Origin of the sequence: Kribbella sp. NPDC050820 (assembly GCF_040653975.1) — a bacterium.
Taxonomy (GTDB): domain Bacteria; phylum Actinomycetota; class Actinomycetes; order Propionibacteriales; family Kribbellaceae; genus Kribbella.
The window spans coordinates 202,361-217,133 of the sequence record NZ_JBFAHB010000004.1 but is presented as its reverse complement, the minus strand read 5'-3'; the positions used below and the strand labels follow the sequence as shown (position 1 = coordinate 217,133).

The window sequence follows — 14,773 nt, the reverse complement described above, 5'->3', positions numbered from 1 at the left end:
TCCAGACAGGGGCGGATGGTCTCGTCAGCGGTGTGGGAACGAACGAACTGGTGCTGGTACGGCGATGCCGACCTTGTCGCCGACGTTGAGGGGATGGTCGCCGGGGACTCGTGCCGTCAGCCGGGTCTTCTGGTCGGGCAGTTCGAGCGCGACCATGGTGTGTGGGCCGTGATAGGTGACTGAGACCACCTGTGCGGCTCGGTCGGACGGTTCGCAGAGGTCGAGTTGCTCTGGGCGGAGCATCACCAGCACGTCGCCGGTGGCTGGTTCAGCGAGCTCGAGTCGGCCGAGGGCGCAGTCGACTGTTCGGCCGTCGGCGTGTCCGTCCAGGAGCATCGCGTCGCCCAGGAACCGGCCGATCTCGGGTGTCGCCGGCTTGCCGTAGACGCTGGCCGGGCTGTCCACCTGGGCGAACCGGCCGTCGAACATGACGGCCACCTCGTCGGCGAACGACAGGGCTTCGGCTTGGTCGTGCGTGACCAGGACGGTCGTCGCACCACGCTCCGCCAGGGCCGCGAGCGTAGCTTCCCGAGTGGCGGCGCGAAGTGCTGTGTCGAGCGAGGAGAACGGCTCGTCGAGCAGCACAACTGCGGGCTCACGGGCCAGGGCCCGGGCGAGTGCGACCCGCTGCTGCTGCCCACCGGACAGCTCATCCGGTCGCCGGCGAGCCAGGTTCGCCGGAAGGCCAACAAGTTCGAGCAGTTGGCCCACCTGGGTAGCTCTGCGCCGTTCGGCCCGCGGCAACCCGAACATGATGTTGCCGGTGACATCGAGATGCGGGAACAGCGCGCCGTCCTGCCGGACATAGCCGATTCCACGCCGCTCCGGAGCGACCAGGATCGATCCGTCGGTGTACACCCGGCCATCCACCTCGATCCGCCCCTGATCGGGTCGGACGAAGCCAGCGATTGCCCGCAGCAACGTGGTCTTGCCACTCCCGGACGGACCGAGGACGGCCGTGGTGCCGCCCGCGCGCACGCTCAGGTCGACTTGGTCCAGAACGGGCGGACCGCCGTACCCGACGGACAGTCCGGTGATCGCGATACCCGGGCCGCTCATCGCTGGTCCATGACTTGACGACGCAGTACGACGGTCAGCGGAGCGGACAACGCGATCAGCGCCGCTGCGAACGGAGCGCTCGCCACATAGTCCAGCTCGTCACTCGCGGACCAGAAGGCCGTGGCCAGCGTCTCGGTACCGGTCGGCGCGAGCAGCAGAGTCGCGGTCAGCTCGGTCGATGCGGCAAGGAACACCAGAACGAATCCAGTCAGCGCGGACGGCGACACCAGCGGGAGAACCACACGGACGAGAGTACTGAGACCAGAGACTCCGAGCGACCGCGACGCCTCGATGAGCTCAGGCGGCGCTGCGGCCATGCCGGACCGCCAGGCGATCAAGGCACGAGGCAGGAAAAGCACCGTGTAAGCAAGCACCGCGAGCCCGGCGGTCTGGTACACCGGACGAGCCCACTGCACCGCCAGCGTCACCAACGCCAGCCCGATCACCACGCCGGGGAGAGCACTCGCCACATACGTCACCCGCTCCACCATCAGTGCGAGCCGAGACGGGTACCGCTGCAACAGCCACGCCACAGGCAACGCTGCGACCGACGCCACGAGACCTGCCATGGTCGCCAGGCCGACTGTGGAACCTGTCGCAGCCAGCAGCAGCCCGACGTCCACCGCGCTCGACGCGATCGCCCGTAGCAACCAACGCAGTACCAGGATCAGCGGCACGATCAGCGCCAGGCCGACCAGCGCGGCAAGCGCGACGACCGACGGGATGGTCAACCCGCCCAGCCGATAAGCGATCGGTCGTTGCCTTGCGCCCGAACCGATGCGTGCGATCCGTGTATGTCCGCGCAGGGGCACCTCAAGAGCCAGCAGCCCCAGACACAGCACTATCAGAACGGCGGCCAGCACGCTGCCGGCGGCGTTGCTGAACCCGACCGCGAACTGCTGCAAGATCGCCGTGGTGAAGGTGGGATACCGCATCATCTGCAGTACGCCGAACTCGGCAAGCAAATGCAGCGCCACCAGCAGCGCACCACCCGCGACCGCCGGACGCAACTGTGGCATCACCACCCGCAACACTGCCCCGACCGCCGAGAGGCCAAGCGATCGTGCGACGTCGAGATGCCCCTGGTCGAGTGCCCGCAGCAAGGCGGCAGCCGGCAGGAAGACGAACGGGTAGTAGGCGAGCGTCGTGATGAACACCGCACCGCCGAGCCCTTGGACCGAAGGCAGTACTGATGTCCAGGCGTAGCTGCTGACGAAAGCGGGGATCGCGAGCGGAGCCAGCAGAAGCGTGCGCCATACTCCGGCGCCAGGCAGTGACGTTCGCTCGACCAACCAGGCCGCGCCGCAGCCCAGCAGCACCGTCAGCGGAACGGTCAGCACGATCAGGAGCACGGTGTTGACCAGCAACTCGGCCGTTCTCGGACGCAGCAACAGCCGGGTCAGCTCGCCACCGGCCGACACTGCCTGGTCGACCACAACCAGGACCGGAACGACCATCACTACGGCGACCAGCACCGCGGACACAACAACGAACCACGGCCCCCGGCGCGACCGAACCCCAGCGGGCGCAGTCAGCGGTCCCGCCAAAGGCGCCTCGCGGAGGTCAGAGGATCCCGGCATCGGTCATCAGTGCGTTCACCTTGTCGGAGTTCAGCGTGAACGGGTCGACCGGCGGCGCCTGCAGGCTGTTCAACGGCGGAAGCGCGGGTGCGGAGGCCACGCCGATACCGACCGCGTACTCCATCGAGTTCGAGTCGACCAGCACCTGCTGACCGGCCTTGCTGGTGATGAAGGCCAGGAACTTGTGCGCCTCGGCAGCCTTCTTCGCTGACGCCAGCACGGCGCCGCCGGACAGCGACACAAACGCGCCGGGGTCCTGGTTGCGGAAGTAGTGCAGGGCCGTGTTGCCGCTGCCTTCCTTGGTGCCGGCCTGGTCGCGGTACCAGTAATAGTGGTAGATCACACCGCACTCGATCTCGCCCGCGTTGACGGACTTCATCGTCGCGATGTTGTTCTGCAGCGCCCGGGCGTTGTCCTTGAGACCCTGGAGCCAGTCGGTGGTCTTCTGCTCGCCCTGCCCCGCAAGCATGCCGGCGACGATGGCCTGGAAGTCCGCTCCCCCGGGCGCACAGCCCCAACGGTCCTTCCACTGCGGCTGGGCCAGATCCATCAACGACTTCGGCAGATCATCCTTGGTCAGCTTGCTCGTGTTGTAGACCAGCACCGTCGAGCGGGCGGCGATCGACGTCCAGGCCTTCGAGGACGGCGTCAGGTTGGCCGGCACCTGAGCCCGGGTTGCTGCGTCCAGTGGGGCGAGCAGTTTGTTCCGCTCGACCAGCGTCATCGCGGGACTGTTCTCGGTGAGGAACACGTCGGCCGGCGACTCGGACCCTTCGGCGACCAGTTGGTGACCCATCGACGAGTCGGCGCCCTTCCGGATCTGGACCTTGATCCCGGTCGCCGCGGTGAACGCCTCGGCCCACGCTGTGGTGAGGTTCTGGTGCTGCGCCGAGTAGACCTGCAAGGACCCTGGGTCGGCGACGTATGCCTCCGCCCCGCCCTCCTTGCCCTCGGCCCGGCACCCCACCAGCCCTGCGGCGCCAAGGGCACCCAGCCCGGTCAGGAACGTGCGTCGACGCATGTCATGTCCTCTCTCAACGGTTGCCTGGCCGCAAGGCGACGAAGGGTCACTGCGACTGTCGGTACGGGCGACACCCGCCGGCGCAGGACGTAGTTGCTGGCCGCACTGAACACCAGACCGATCGCGATCGCGGCAGTGAACTGGATGATCGGTCCGCTGAAGACCTCGAACACCTGGAACTGCACCAGGTAGATGTGCAGGGACGCGGCCGCCAGTACGGCGAGGGGGCGAACAAGCACTCGCGGTACCGGCAACGCCGGAACCAGCGCCAGGACGGTCAGGCCGACCATGATCGCCAGATTGCGTTCTCCCTCGCCGATGAAGAACTCGACGGCGGCGACGACGGCCACCACCGTCGTGACCAGGCGGCGCTTCCGGCTGTCGGCGACCGCTATCGCGACTCCCGCGACGAACAACCAGGCGACCGTGCCGGGCAGACCGCGTAGCGGCCCAGGGTAGAGCGAAAGCACCACGTAGCGAGGCACCAGCAGGATGACGAGAGCGATCATCGCTGTGCGCCAGGGGTCGGCGGCGTACGCAGCCCTGATTCGTGGAACGGCCAGCACGGCAACGGTGCCGATGATGATGACCACCAAGGCCTCGACGAACCAGAAGATGTTGAGCTCGAGCGGCCGCACGAGCCAGTGCACCATCGCCACGTTCGACCAGCCGGCCGATCCGAACCCGAACAGCATCACCGCAGCGACCGTTACCGAGGGCACCACGACCGCGACGGCGATCCGAGCGGTCCGCCGTACGCGATCAGCTGTGGTCGGCGACGAAAGCACGTACTTCGCGAACAGGAAGCCGGCCACCGCCATCAGAATGTGCGCTCCCCCAGCCAGCTTGAACAGCCCGACGTGACTTCCGCAGATCGTGACCACGGCAAGGCCCCGCAACAGGACGGTGGTCTCGACCTGCTGCAGCAGCGGATGCCACCTGCGAGCGCGCGGCCGCCGTTCGGCCATCGCGAGCAGTTCGCGGACCGGCCGGTGATGCCAGTCGGGCGGCAGATCGCCGAGCAGACGGGTCAGGCCGACCGACGCCGCGACGTGGCTGAAGGAGTCACCGCCCAGCTCGACGAACGACCGATCCGGGTCGACGCCGCCACGACCGACCAACGGCGCCAGTACGGCGACCACCGCACTGAACGTGTCACCTGATTCGACGGAGGTCTCCGAGGTGTGCAGCTCGGCGCAGGTCCGGCGGTCGGGCTTGCCGTTGGGCAGCATCGGGAGCTCGTCGACCACACGGACCGAGACCACGGATCGGCCGAGTCCGGAGACCAGAGCGGCCCGCTCGCGGATCATGTCGGGAGTCGGCCCGCTGCCCCGATACGTCACCTGGAGCTGGTCGTCGGTGCCGGTGACACAACACTGCAGCCCATGTCCACGAAGGGTGCGCTCGACCTGGCCGAGGTCGATCCGGATCCCGACGATCTTCACGAAGTCCGAGCGCCGCCCGACGATCCGGACCAGACCGTCGGCATCGATCCGGGCCAGGTCACCGGTCCGCAGTTCGGTGTGCATTCGGCCCAGTGCGAGGTCGTCGGGGTGTTCGGCGTACCCGAGCATCACACCCGGACCACTGAACACGAGTTCGCCCACCGGACTGCCGGCTGAGTTCGCGGCTTGCTCTACCCCAGTCGGGTCAAGCCTGAAAGCGGACCCCGCGATCGGCCGGCCGACTGCGTCCGGGCTTCGCTCTGCGAGCTCCGGTGGAAGGACCGCCATCCGGGCAGTGGCCTCGGTCTGGCCGTACATCACCGCCAGTCCCCAACCTGCCGCTCGGCCCCGGGCCGCGATCGCGCGGACTCGATCCGGCGGGAGTGCACCGCCCGCCTGGGCAAGCAGGCGCAGAGACGGCAGGTCGTCCAGTACGCCGAGCGAGTCCAGCAGATCCACCACATGCGGGGTGCCCGCGAGCATGGTGACCCGCTGCCGACGCAACTCGTCGGGGAACCCCGGCTCGGTCACCGATCCAGACCACAACACGGTGGTTGCCCCCGCCTGCAGCTGGGCGTGGAGCACAGAGAGGCCGAAGCAGTAGTGCAGCGGCAGCGAGGTGACCGCGCGGTCGTCGGGAGTGATCGACAACGCGGCCGCGATCGCCTTCGCGTTGCTGACCAGATTGCTGTGACTGAGCCGGACCAGCTTCGGTGAGCCGGTGCTGCCCGACGTACTGAGCAACAGCGCGAGATCCGGATGAAGCAGGTGCCTCGGCCCGACGTCCGGCGACGTGGGCTCGAAGGTGCCGTCGGCCCGCAGCCAAACGTCCGGCGGATAGGCGGTGGTGATCAGCCGATGCTGGGGCGGCGTCACCAAGGCCACATGGCCCGCCGCCAGCACCGCAAGGTAGGCAAGCACGAGGTCGCGCTCTGGCGCCAGCGGCACATGAACCAGTCGCCGCCCGGTGTGGGCGGGAGGCAGCAAGGCGGTGAGCGCGGCCAGCCGCTCGGTCAGTTCCCCGTACGTGAGGCTTCCGGCCGAATCGATCAGGGCAAGGCGATCCGCTTCGGCCGTGTCTGACACCGGGACGGCGGCGCACGCCCGCCGCGAATCCAGCAGGGACACAAGGTGAGGCTAACCTAAGGTCTTATGGCCGTCCAGGCGTCGAGAATCACGGTGCTCACTGCCGGTTTGACGGTCACCGACAGTAAATTACTGGACCTGCTGGACGACCGTGATCGACTGCGCATCGACCGCATCGCAGGTGAAGCCGATCGCGCCCGAATCCTGATCGGTGCGGCATTACTGCGTTCGGTCGCAGGCTCCATGCTCGGCATCCCGGCCCGAGAGGTCGTCGTCGATCGCACCTGCCCGGAATGCGGCGGCTGGCACGGCCGCCCAACCCTGCCCGGCACCGATCTGGACGTGTCGGTCTCCCACAGCGGAATGGTGGTCGCCGTCGCGGTCCTTCCTGGCGGCGGCCGAGTCGGAGTCGACGTCGAGCGGATCAACGACCGCCCGGTTCCAGAGGTGATCGCCTGGACACTCACCGAAGCCCAGTTCAAAGCCGGCGGCGGATCCGGCCTGACCATTCACCGCCTCCCGGACCCCGCACCCGGACACGTGATGACACTGGCCACCAACCAGCCCACCGCCGGTGTCACCGTGGTCGAATCAAGTGGATTGCTTCGCCGTACGGCGGCGCCCGGCGAGGACCACGATCCCGAGTAGTGCCGGGAGCGTCCGGGCCGAGCACCTCGCCCGGCTCCGCGACGAGCGCGAGCCCCTCGAGGGCGTTGCGCGTGCCGAACCGCATGGTGAGGCCGATTGCCTCGATGGTCGCCATGCCGCAACGGCGGCCGGTGCTGAATCCAGCCTGAGCAGATGCGTTCAGCCGGGACTCATCGCCTGGAGATGGGGGATGCCGGCGCTCGTGGGCGAAGACGAACTGCAGATGCGCCCCGGGACCTCTCGCCGTCCTGGGTATCGTCGCGGCGCTCCGCCAACGCGCGGTCTGGGCAAGCCTGCTCATCGTCGGCGGCCTCGCGCTCGGCCTCGGCAGCAGCAGCTACCTCGACTGAGCGACTGCGCGATCGCCTCGCGGGAGGCGGACCTCGAAGGTGGACGCGGCGGTGATGCGGATCGTGCCACGGTGACGCCGGATCACCTCGGCGACGATCGCCAGCCCCAAGCCGGTGCCGCCGGTCTCGCGGGAACGAGCGGAGGTCAGACGGACAAAGCGGTCGAAGACCCGGAAGCGGTCCTCCGGCGGGATCCCCGGGCCGTCGTCGGAGACTATGAGGACGACGGTGCCGGCGGACTCGGTCAACGCGAAGGAGATCCGGCTGCGAGCGTAGCAAGCCGCGTTGTCGGCGAGATTGTGGATCATCCGGGCGAGGGCGCCCTCGTCACCCAGCACCTGGCCGGCCGAGACCGCCGAGGTGTCGATCGTCAGGCTCGTTGCTCTACGCAACCATTCGGCCTCGGCGAAGAGCAGGTCGTCGAGATCCACCGGAGTCAGGCGTGGTTCGGTGTGGTCCTCGTCGGACCGGGCCAGCAGCAGGAGATCGTCGACGAGCTGCTGCAGTCGCAGGTCCTCGTCGAGGACGATCGCAGCCAGCTCGTCGACTGTCGTGCGCTCCGGATGAGCTTGCGCCACCTCGGCATGCTGGCGGATCGCCGCGATCGGTGACCGCAACTCGTGCGACGCATCGGACACGAACCGCTGCCGGCTCTCGTGCGAGCTCTGCAGCCGGTCGAGCATCCGGTTCATCGTCCGCGCCAGCAGGCCGATCTCATCCCTGCGTACGGCGGGCACCCGGCGATGCAACTCGCCGGCTGTGATCTCGTCGACCTCACGCCGGATCGCGCTCACCGGCGCCAGCATGCGCCCGGTCACGGCCCACGTCACGCCACCGACGACCAGCATCATCACCGGCACCCCGACCACCAGCACCCGGCTCACGAACCGCGTCGAGTCCAGTACGTCGACCAGCGGCCGCCCGACGATCACCTCTCCACCGGACTCCAACGACGACGCCGCGAACACGAAGTCCTCCGGATAGCCGGACGGCTCGACCTTCACGCACGCCGGGCCCGGCGACGCCAGCCTTCCGATGTCCCTGCCGCCGACCACCACGCCGGACCGGTCGATCACCTGCACCAACTCGGTGCTCGTCGACGACGCTCGTACGGCGGACCCAGACAACTCCGCCGCACGCTCCCGAACGGCGGTGCAGACCTGGGCCGTCAGCACCGAGCCGAGCAGGGTCACCAGGACGAAGGCACCCGCCAAGAGAGCCAGTCCCACGACCAGTACGGCGGCCAGCGTCACTCGGATCCGCATGTCGCCAACCGATAGCCCGAGCCACGCACCGTAGTGATGCACCGCTCCCCAACCTTCGTCCGAAGGCGACGGACGTACACCTCGACGATGTTCGGGTCGCCCTCGAAATCGTAGTCCCAGACGTGATCCAGAATCATCCGCTTCGACACCACCTGACCACACCGACGAATCAGGAACTCCAGCACCGACAGCTCCCTCGCCGTCAGCACCAACTCGACCTCCCCGCGCCAGGCCCGCCGCGACGCCGGATCGAGGCGGAGCTCACCGGCCTCCAGCACCGCCGGTCGCTCGGCAGCGCCTCGCCGTACCAACGCCCGCAACCTTGCGATCAGGACGGCGTACGAGAACGGCTTGGTCAGGTAGTCGTCCGCACCCGCGTCCAGCGCCCGGATCTGATCGGTCTCAGCATCCCTTGCCGTGAGCATCAAGATCGGTGTCCACATCCGCTCGGCCCGCAACGTCGCGCAGATCTCGAACCCGTCGATCTCCGGCAACATCAGATCCAGCAGGACGACGTCGTACCCGTGCTCGCGCGCGAACCACAACCCGTCGGTGCCGGTCAGCGCCACGTCGACGGCGTACCCCTCCGCCTCCAACCCGTTCCGCAGACCGGTCGCGAGCCGCGGCTCGTCCTCCACCACCAGAGCGCGCATCAGCCACCTCCAGCCGATCCTCTCCCATTCTCGCTGAATCCCGGCTGAATGCACCGTTTCAGCTCGGGTTCAGCACCCCCGGCCTATCGTCCGCCTATGAAGACCATCGAGGCGATCGGGCTCAGCAAGCGGTACGGCGCGCGCAACGCCCTCGACGGACTCACGTTCGCCGCGAGCGCCGGCGAGGTGATCGGCTTGCTCGGCCCGAACGGCGCGGGGAAGACGACCACGATCCGCCTGCTCACAACGATTCTCGAGCCGACGAGCGGGACCTTCTCTGTGGCGGGCATTCCAGGCGATCAAGCAGCCCGGATCAGGCACCGGATCGGCGTGCTGCCGGAGAGCGCGGGCTATCCAGGCCGGCAGACCGGTGGCGAGTACCTGCGCTATGCGGCCCGCTTGTTCGGCCGGAGCCGCCGAGACGCACGCACTGTTGCCGAACGGTTGCTCAGCGACGTCGGACTCAGTGACCGCGCGGACGCACGGATCTCGTCGTACAGCAGGGGCATGAGGCAACGGCTCGGCATCGCTCGGGCCCTGATCAACGAGCCCGCGGTCGTGTTCCTCGATGAGCCGACTCTCGGCCTGGACCCGGCGGGCCAGCGCGAGATCCTCGCCACCATCTCCGACATCGCTGCACGCGGGGGTGCGACCGTCGTGTTGTCGACACACACATTGCCGGAGGTCGAGCAGGTCTGCAGCAGCGTCGTCGTCCTCGACCACGGGAAGGTGCGCGCGGCCGGACCGATCCACGAAGTCGTCGCCGGCGCCGGAAGCCTGAGCGCGGCATTCCTCGAGCTCACAGAGGCTGGCCATGACTAGCTGGACAGTCATCGCCGAGCGCGAGAGTCGGGACCTGTGGGTCGGCGGACGCGGGCCTGTGCTGGTGTTCGGGTACAGCGTGTTGCTCAGCGCGATGACCTACCTGGCCGCGACCAACCAGGCGATGAACTTCCTCGAGCAGCGTGAGGCGGTCAACCTCACCGTCCAGGTCGGGCTCGCGGTCGGCGTACTGCTCACCGTCGTGGTCAGCGCCGACGCGATCAGTGGCGAACGGGAACGCGGCACCTTCGAAACGCTGCTGCTCACACCGGTGTCGCGACGTGCGATCGTGGTCGGCAAGCTCGCAGCCGCGTCGACCATGTGGCTGTCCTGCCTCGTCATCACACTCCCCTACCTCTGGGTGCTCGGCCGCGGCGTCGCGGGCGCCGGCCCGGCCGCGGTACTCGCCCTGACCGTCGGCAGCTTGGTCGCGGTCGGCCTCGGCGGGATCGGTCTCCTGATCAGCGCGATCACGAACTCCAACAAGACCAGCCTCGCCTGCGGACTGCTGCTACTGCTCGTGCTGTTCGCCCCGACCCAGCTTCCGGCGCTGCCGAAGACCGGGATCGGCGAGGCGATCACCCGTGCCAACCCGATCGGGTCGGCCTTGCACTACATCTCCCAGATCCTCGCGAGCCGACGCGGTTGGACACACGACCTCAGCTACCTTGCCGCTCCGGTCGTGGTCGCCCTGGTCGCCGCCACCGTCCTGATCCTGGCCGGCCCTCGACTCGCCCGGCTGACCGCGGGGCTGAAATGAACCTGCTCGCGATACTGCTCCTGACCGCACCTGACCCGGCCATCAGCATGAATCAGGACGAACTCGGCGCCGTCGTCGGCCAGACAGTCACGGTGGAGTCGGTCATCAGCGACTCCGGACCGGCGATCGCCCACCTCAACGTCGCCAGCCTCGACGGCGTGTACGTCGACCTCGAAGACTGGAGTCAAGACGTCACCAAACCCGTACCACCCGGCGCGGAAACCCACCTCGACTGGGAATTCCAAGCCGTCAACCCCGGCCGCTTCGTCGTCTACGTCGTCCTCGTTCCCCGAACCGGCAAACTCGTCGCCGGCCCACCGGTCCACATAACAGTCTCCAACCGCGAAGCCCTCGACACCGCCGGCGCCCTCCCCGTCGCCATCACAGTCCCCACTCTCCTCGGCCTCGCAGCCCTCGCAGCCCGCCGTCGTACGGCGACCTAGGACGGCGCTCGGTGCCCCGCAGTCGCTGCTTCAGTCCGCTCCGGGGCTCGCGCATCCGGCGTGGTCGCCGGGCGGTAGGGCCGATCGCGTTCAGTACGACGGGAACCGACTCGACGTCATGACGCTGGCCGACTCGTCCGTGATCAGAGTGGGCTGCAATCTCGACTATCCGATCTGGCACACCGACAACCACTCGCTGATCGTCCAGGACAGCAGCCCTGCCCGGATCGCCGCTCGCCCGCGTCGATGCGAGCGAACAGGGCGCGCGGATCGCAATCATCGACGGTTCAGAGGGTGCGACGCATCCGACGCCTTCGCCGGCGGGCGGCTGGCTGGCGTATGTGCCGCAGGGCACCGTTGGTCAGGTCGCTCTCCTGCCGCGCGACGGTGGGGCGGCGACGATGGTCGACCTTGGATTCGTGCAGGGCACGGTCATCGCCGATCTCGCGTGGGACACCGTCGGCGTGCGCCTCGGCGTACTCAGCAAGAGCTCCGGACGCGACATCATCCATTCCTTCAACGCGTTGGACGTTCTCGGCGGTGGTCAGGTCGACCTGGGAGCCGGCATCTACAACACGACCACCGAGACGTTCGCCGACTTGACCTGGCAGGGCCGCAATGTCGTCATCGGCGACACCCCGGCAACCACCGGACCGGACGTGTCGATCCCGTTCGACAGGTCCGCCCTGATCGGCGAGTTCGTTCAGTGCTACCTCGACGGCGAGTACCTCGGCTCGTGTACGTCGCCCTTCACGGCGACCGGATTGTCGAGTGGCCGGCACACGCTCCAGATCCAGACCACCAACCTCGGGAGCGGGCCCTACGGCTACAGCGGCTACGCCACCCGCACGTTCACTGTTCAGTAGTCACCTGATCTGGGAGATCTCTCGTCCAAGCGTCGGCGAATCACCGATGCCGGCTCGTCCTCCAGCAGCTGGCGAAGGCCGAGCCGGACGACCTCGTGGTCGTCGAGCAAAAGGACCCTGATCGTCATGAGAACGTGGCCATCCGGCCCTGCTGCCTCGGGTCGTCCTGCCCTGCTCGCCTCGACGGATTCCTGGTTGTCTGGAGCTGCAGGAACCAAGCGGAAGGCGGCATCCCCATGGGCACCGGGTCGCGCTCCCTGAACGTGCCGGGTGACCTCGGCATCAGGGTCAGGCAACGCCGAACGGCACTCGGCCTGAGTACGGCGGAGGTCGCCGAACGCGCCGACATGAGCGCTCGCCGGATCGAGCGGATCGAGACCAGCCCGGGCATGCTGACGGCCCGCGACCTGGTCAGGCTGGCCCACGCGCTCGACACCACGGTCAGCGACCTGTGCGCCCCGCCGCGGCCCCGGACAGCCAGGGCGACGCGACTCGTACCCCTGCTCGAGCCGATGCGCCGCGACGAATGCGTCGAGCTGATCGAGTCCGGAGTTGTCGGCCGGATCGCCTTCAACCGCGACGACGAACTGATCGTGATCCCGATCAACTACTGCTACCTGAACGACCTCATCATCTTCCGCACCGCGGCCGACAGCGCCGTCGCGCAGTACGACGTTGCTCCGATCGCCTTCGAGCTGGACTCCATCGACGAGGGCGTGATGGACGGTTGGAGCGTCCTGGTGAACGGCACGGTCCGTCCCGCCACCGACGGGGAAGCCGAAGCGGCAGGTAGCCGAGTCGACCCCTGGGCCGGCGGCACCCGAGACACCTACGTCGCCATCGCCCCCCACCGAATCACCGGCCGCCGCATCCGCTCCTGGTGACCGAACGCTCCCGGGCAGGGGTCGTACGTCGCCTGCTGACCCGTCAAGGACGGCACTGAGTACTACTTCAAGGGCTACAGCTACGGAAAGTGGCACGGCGTCGTTGCCGACTGACCTCCGCAGTTCGGACGACAGTCAGAGGTCCAGTTCGTGTTCGGAGGCGGAACGACAAGCTGAACCCGTCGCGCGTCGGGTTGCGTCGGTACGACCTCTTCGGCAGTCGTGTGGTGCGGGACGATTGCGACTGGCACCACGTTCAGGTTCTCGGCGCTGCCGTCGACCTCGACCACAACCGGACCACCCCGGTTCCAGGTGCTCATCTCTGCCTGCCTCTCGACCCGCCCCGCAGCGGTGGTGATCCGGGCGTGCCGATCAGGCACCGCCACGGGAGCCAGAGCCTGGCGCCGGTTCGGCCTGATCGTCATCATCGTTGTCCTGTCCGGTCGTTCCCATGTCGATCGTCCGGCTGCCGAAGGCTGACGGAGCAGAGCCGCTCGTCCCCGCAGGAGGTGCCGCAGAACCCTACGTCTCGGGGCCGATGCCCGCGGCCCGAAGACCGGTGCGGCCGGGACCTTCGGCTCTGGGAGCAAGGTCTCCGGCGCGGGATCGTCACGTTGAAGGAGGTCACGATGACCAAGGGACGAGTGGTGGTGGGGGTCGACGGGTCGCCCGCCGCGGAGGCCGCGATCAGGTGGGCCGCAGCCGAGGCCGCCGCGCAGATCCTGAGGCTGTCCGGACACGCGAGCCTGATCGTGCTCGGTGCCCGCGGCCGCGGCGGTTTCGCCGGCCTGCTGCTCGGCTCGGTCAGCCAGGCCGTTCTGCACCACGCCACCAGCCCGGCCGCCGTGATTCCGGCCGCCGCGGCCGGAGGCTGACCTCCCCGGAAGCCCTTTCGCACGACGAGGTGATGACGATGTTGATCCGGGACCTGATGACCACGCCGGCCGTCACTGTGACCGCCGAGACGCCGATCGGTACGGCGCTGGGACTCCTGGACGAGCGCAAGATCACCGCGATGCCAGTCGTCGGCAAAGGCGGCGTACTCGAAGGAATCGTCAGCGAGGCGGACCTGGTGCAGGACGCCGACCTGCTGAACGACCGTGTTCCCATCGCCGCTGTCCGGACGACGGCGGACACGCCGCCCCGCCGCGTGGCCGACGTCATGAGCCACCTGGTCGCCACTGTCGATGCCGACGACGATCTGGAGGTCGCGCTCGACCTGATGTGGTCGACGATGGTGAAAAGCCTGCCGGTGCTGGGCAAAGGACGGGTCGTCGGCATGATCAGCCGCAGCGACGTCGTCCACCTGCTGGCCGGCCGCGACGACCGGATCCGCGCCGAGGTCCGTGAGCTCCTCGCCGCCGAGTGCCCGGACTGGCAGGTCGACGTCCACGACGGAGTCGTCACGGTCTCCGGGCCGGCCGACCCGCACGAACGCAAGCTCGCCGACGTGCTGGCCGGCACCGTCAAAGGTGTCGTCGCTGTCCGCATCCACTGACATGACAGTCCTCCGCAGGACCTGCTCGCCACCGGCTTGGTGATCACACTCGTAGCGCTCTACCTGAGCCACCAGGCCACCTTCATCGGCTCGGCCCTCCTGCTCTGGGGATTCGAGCTCGCCGAGCGCATCCAGGACGAGTCCCGGGCCCGATCCGGCTACGCCTCGGCGACCCTGGCCCATGATCGTGTTCCGGACGCCGAAGGGGTGGACCGGGCCGCAGGAGGTCGACGGCGTTCCGGTCGAAGGAACCTGGCGGGCCCATCGGGTACCGCTGTCCGGCGTACGGGCGTCGCCCCGAACAACGCGCCACCTGAGGGCACGGCGACGGATCCGTGACCAAAGGCCCGGAGGCGGTGGGGCGTCGTGCCCTGATGGGTGCCGACGGGCGAG

14 protein-coding genes and 1 pseudogene are annotated in these 14,773 nt (G+C 68.3%); 9 read left to right on the top strand and 6 right to left on the bottom strand.

The window, feature by feature from the left end:
• Nucleotides 1–24 precede the first annotated feature (24 nt).
• From AB0H36_RS06435 to AB0H36_RS06420, 4 genes are all read right to left on the bottom strand, one after another.
• Entirely contained in the window at nucleotides 25–1,059 is a 1,035-nt protein-coding gene (locus AB0H36_RS06435) for an ABC transporter ATP-binding protein (RefSeq protein WP_360517502.1), read from the bottom strand.
• Nucleotides 1,056–2,543 carry an iron ABC transporter permease gene (locus tag AB0H36_RS06430; RefSeq protein WP_360517499.1) on the bottom strand — a complete coding sequence of 496 codons (1,488 nt, stop codon included), beginning with the start codon at nucleotides 2,541–2,543 and terminating at the stop codon, nucleotides 1,056–1,058. The genes AB0H36_RS06435 and AB0H36_RS06430 overlap by 4 nt, the downstream gene beginning before the upstream one ends.
• A 79-nt stretch (nucleotides 2,544–2,622) precedes the next feature.
• Nucleotides 2,623–3,660, bottom strand: a complete 1,038-nt coding sequence (locus AB0H36_RS06425) for an iron ABC transporter substrate-binding protein (protein ID WP_360517496.1) — start codon at nucleotides 3,658–3,660, stop codon at nucleotides 2,623–2,625.
• Complete coding sequence (locus AB0H36_RS06420) at nucleotides 3,639–6,233, bottom strand: AMP-binding protein (protein ID WP_360517493.1); 2,595 nt, start codon at nucleotides 6,231–6,233, stop codon at nucleotides 3,639–3,641. Before AB0H36_RS06420 ends, AB0H36_RS06425 begins: the two co-directional genes overlap by 22 nt.
• Nucleotides 6,234–6,299: 66 nt before the next feature.
• On the opposite strand from AB0H36_RS06420, the gene AB0H36_RS06415 reads away from it, so the two are divergent.
• A complete protein-coding gene (locus tag AB0H36_RS06415) occupies nucleotides 6,300–6,839 on the top strand; it encodes a hypothetical protein (RefSeq protein ID WP_360517490.1) in 540 nt (179 codons plus the stop codon).
• Between the two features lie 337 nt (nucleotides 6,840–7,176).
• On the opposite strand, the gene AB0H36_RS06410 is transcribed toward AB0H36_RS06415, so the two are convergent.
• The gene (locus AB0H36_RS06410) at nucleotides 7,177–8,454 is read right to left on the bottom strand and encodes a HAMP domain-containing sensor histidine kinase (protein ID WP_360517487.1); all 1,278 of its coding nucleotides are present in this window, start codon (nucleotides 8,452–8,454) and stop codon (nucleotides 7,177–7,179) included.
• Complete coding sequence (locus AB0H36_RS06405) at nucleotides 8,439–9,107, bottom strand: response regulator transcription factor (protein WP_360517484.1); 669 nt, start codon at nucleotides 9,105–9,107, stop codon at nucleotides 8,439–8,441. The genes AB0H36_RS06410 and AB0H36_RS06405 overlap by 16 nt, the downstream gene beginning before the upstream one ends.
• Before the next feature lie 96 nt (nucleotides 9,108–9,203).
• Between AB0H36_RS06405 and AB0H36_RS06400 the strand changes: the two genes are divergently transcribed.
• The 8 genes and pseudogenes from AB0H36_RS06400 to AB0H36_RS06365 form a co-directional block, all read left to right on the top strand.
• Nucleotides 9,204–9,929 carry an ABC transporter ATP-binding protein gene (locus AB0H36_RS06400; RefSeq protein WP_360517481.1) on the top strand — a complete coding sequence of 242 codons (726 nt, stop codon included), beginning with the start codon at nucleotides 9,204–9,206 and terminating at the stop codon, nucleotides 9,927–9,929.
• A complete protein-coding gene (locus AB0H36_RS06395) occupies nucleotides 9,922–10,689 on the top strand; it encodes an ABC transporter permease subunit (RefSeq protein WP_360517478.1) in 768 nt (255 codons plus the stop codon). The genes AB0H36_RS06400 and AB0H36_RS06395 overlap by 8 nt, the downstream gene beginning before the upstream one ends.
• A complete protein-coding gene (locus tag AB0H36_RS06390) occupies nucleotides 10,686–11,132 on the top strand; it encodes a hypothetical protein (protein WP_360517475.1) in 447 nt (148 codons plus the stop codon). The genes AB0H36_RS06395 and AB0H36_RS06390 overlap by 4 nt, the downstream gene beginning before the upstream one ends.
• Before the next feature lie 401 nt (nucleotides 11,133–11,533).
• Nucleotides 11,534–11,998 (top strand): hypothetical protein, encoded by a 465-nt coding sequence (locus AB0H36_RS06385; RefSeq protein WP_360517472.1) that lies wholly within the window; start codon nucleotides 11,534–11,536, stop codon nucleotides 11,996–11,998.
• A 236-nt stretch (nucleotides 11,999–12,234) separates the two neighbouring features.
• Complete coding sequence (locus tag AB0H36_RS06380) at nucleotides 12,235–12,882, top strand: pyridoxamine 5'-phosphate oxidase family protein (protein ID WP_360517469.1); 648 nt, start codon at nucleotides 12,235–12,237, stop codon at nucleotides 12,880–12,882.
• A gap of 629 nt (nucleotides 12,883–13,511) precedes the next feature.
• Nucleotides 13,512–13,757: a universal stress protein gene (locus AB0H36_RS06375; protein ID WP_360517466.1), complete on the top strand. Its 246-nt coding sequence runs from the start codon at nucleotides 13,512–13,514 to the stop codon at nucleotides 13,755–13,757.
• 32 nt (nucleotides 13,758–13,789) lie between these two features.
• Nucleotides 13,790–14,380, top strand: coding sequence for a CBS domain-containing protein (locus AB0H36_RS06370; protein ID WP_360517463.1), 591 nt, complete (start codon nucleotides 13,790–13,792; stop codon nucleotides 14,378–14,380).
• A 181-nt stretch (nucleotides 14,381–14,561) separates the two neighbouring features.
• Nucleotides 14,562–14,636, top strand: a pseudogene (locus AB0H36_RS06365) (hypothetical protein); the annotation flags it as partial.
• Between the last annotated feature and the right edge of the window lie 137 nt (nucleotides 14,637–14,773).

Bases quoted from the DNA above. Each gene is read 5' to 3' on its own strand.
- AB0H36_RS06425 (WP_360517496.1), bottom strand. From the start codon at position 3,660: ATGCGTCGACGCACGTTCCTGACCGGGCTGGGTGCCCTTGGCGCCGCA.
- AB0H36_RS06370 (WP_360517463.1), top strand. From the start codon at position 13,790: ATGACGATGTTGATCCGGGACCTGATGACCACGCCGGCCGTCACTGTG.
- AB0H36_RS06395 (WP_360517478.1), top strand. From the start codon at position 9,922: ATGACTAGCTGGACAGTCATCGCCGAGCGCGAGAGTCGGGACCTGTGG.
- AB0H36_RS06400 (WP_360517481.1), top strand. From the start codon at position 9,204: ATGAAGACCATCGAGGCGATCGGGCTCAGCAAGCGGTACGGCGCGCGC.
- AB0H36_RS06405 (WP_360517484.1), bottom strand. From the start codon at position 9,107: ATGCGCGCTCTGGTGGTGGAGGACGAGCCGCGGCTCGCGACCGGTCTG.
- AB0H36_RS06410 (WP_360517487.1), bottom strand. From the start codon at position 8,454: ATGCGGATCCGAGTGACGCTGGCCGCCGTACTGGTCGTGGGACTGGCT.
- AB0H36_RS06385 (WP_360517472.1), top strand. From the start codon at position 11,534: ATGGTCGACCTTGGATTCGTGCAGGGCACGGTCATCGCCGATCTCGCG.
- AB0H36_RS06435 (WP_360517502.1), bottom strand. From the start codon at position 1,059: ATGAGCGGCCCGGGTATCGCGATCACCGGACTGTCCGTCGGGTACGGC.
- AB0H36_RS06375 (WP_360517466.1), top strand. From the start codon at position 13,512: ATGACCAAGGGACGAGTGGTGGTGGGGGTCGACGGGTCGCCCGCCGCG.
- AB0H36_RS06380 (WP_360517469.1), top strand. From the start codon at position 12,235: ATGGGCACCGGGTCGCGCTCCCTGAACGTGCCGGGTGACCTCGGCATC.
- AB0H36_RS06390 (WP_360517475.1), top strand. From the start codon at position 10,686: ATGAACCTGCTCGCGATACTGCTCCTGACCGCACCTGACCCGGCCATC.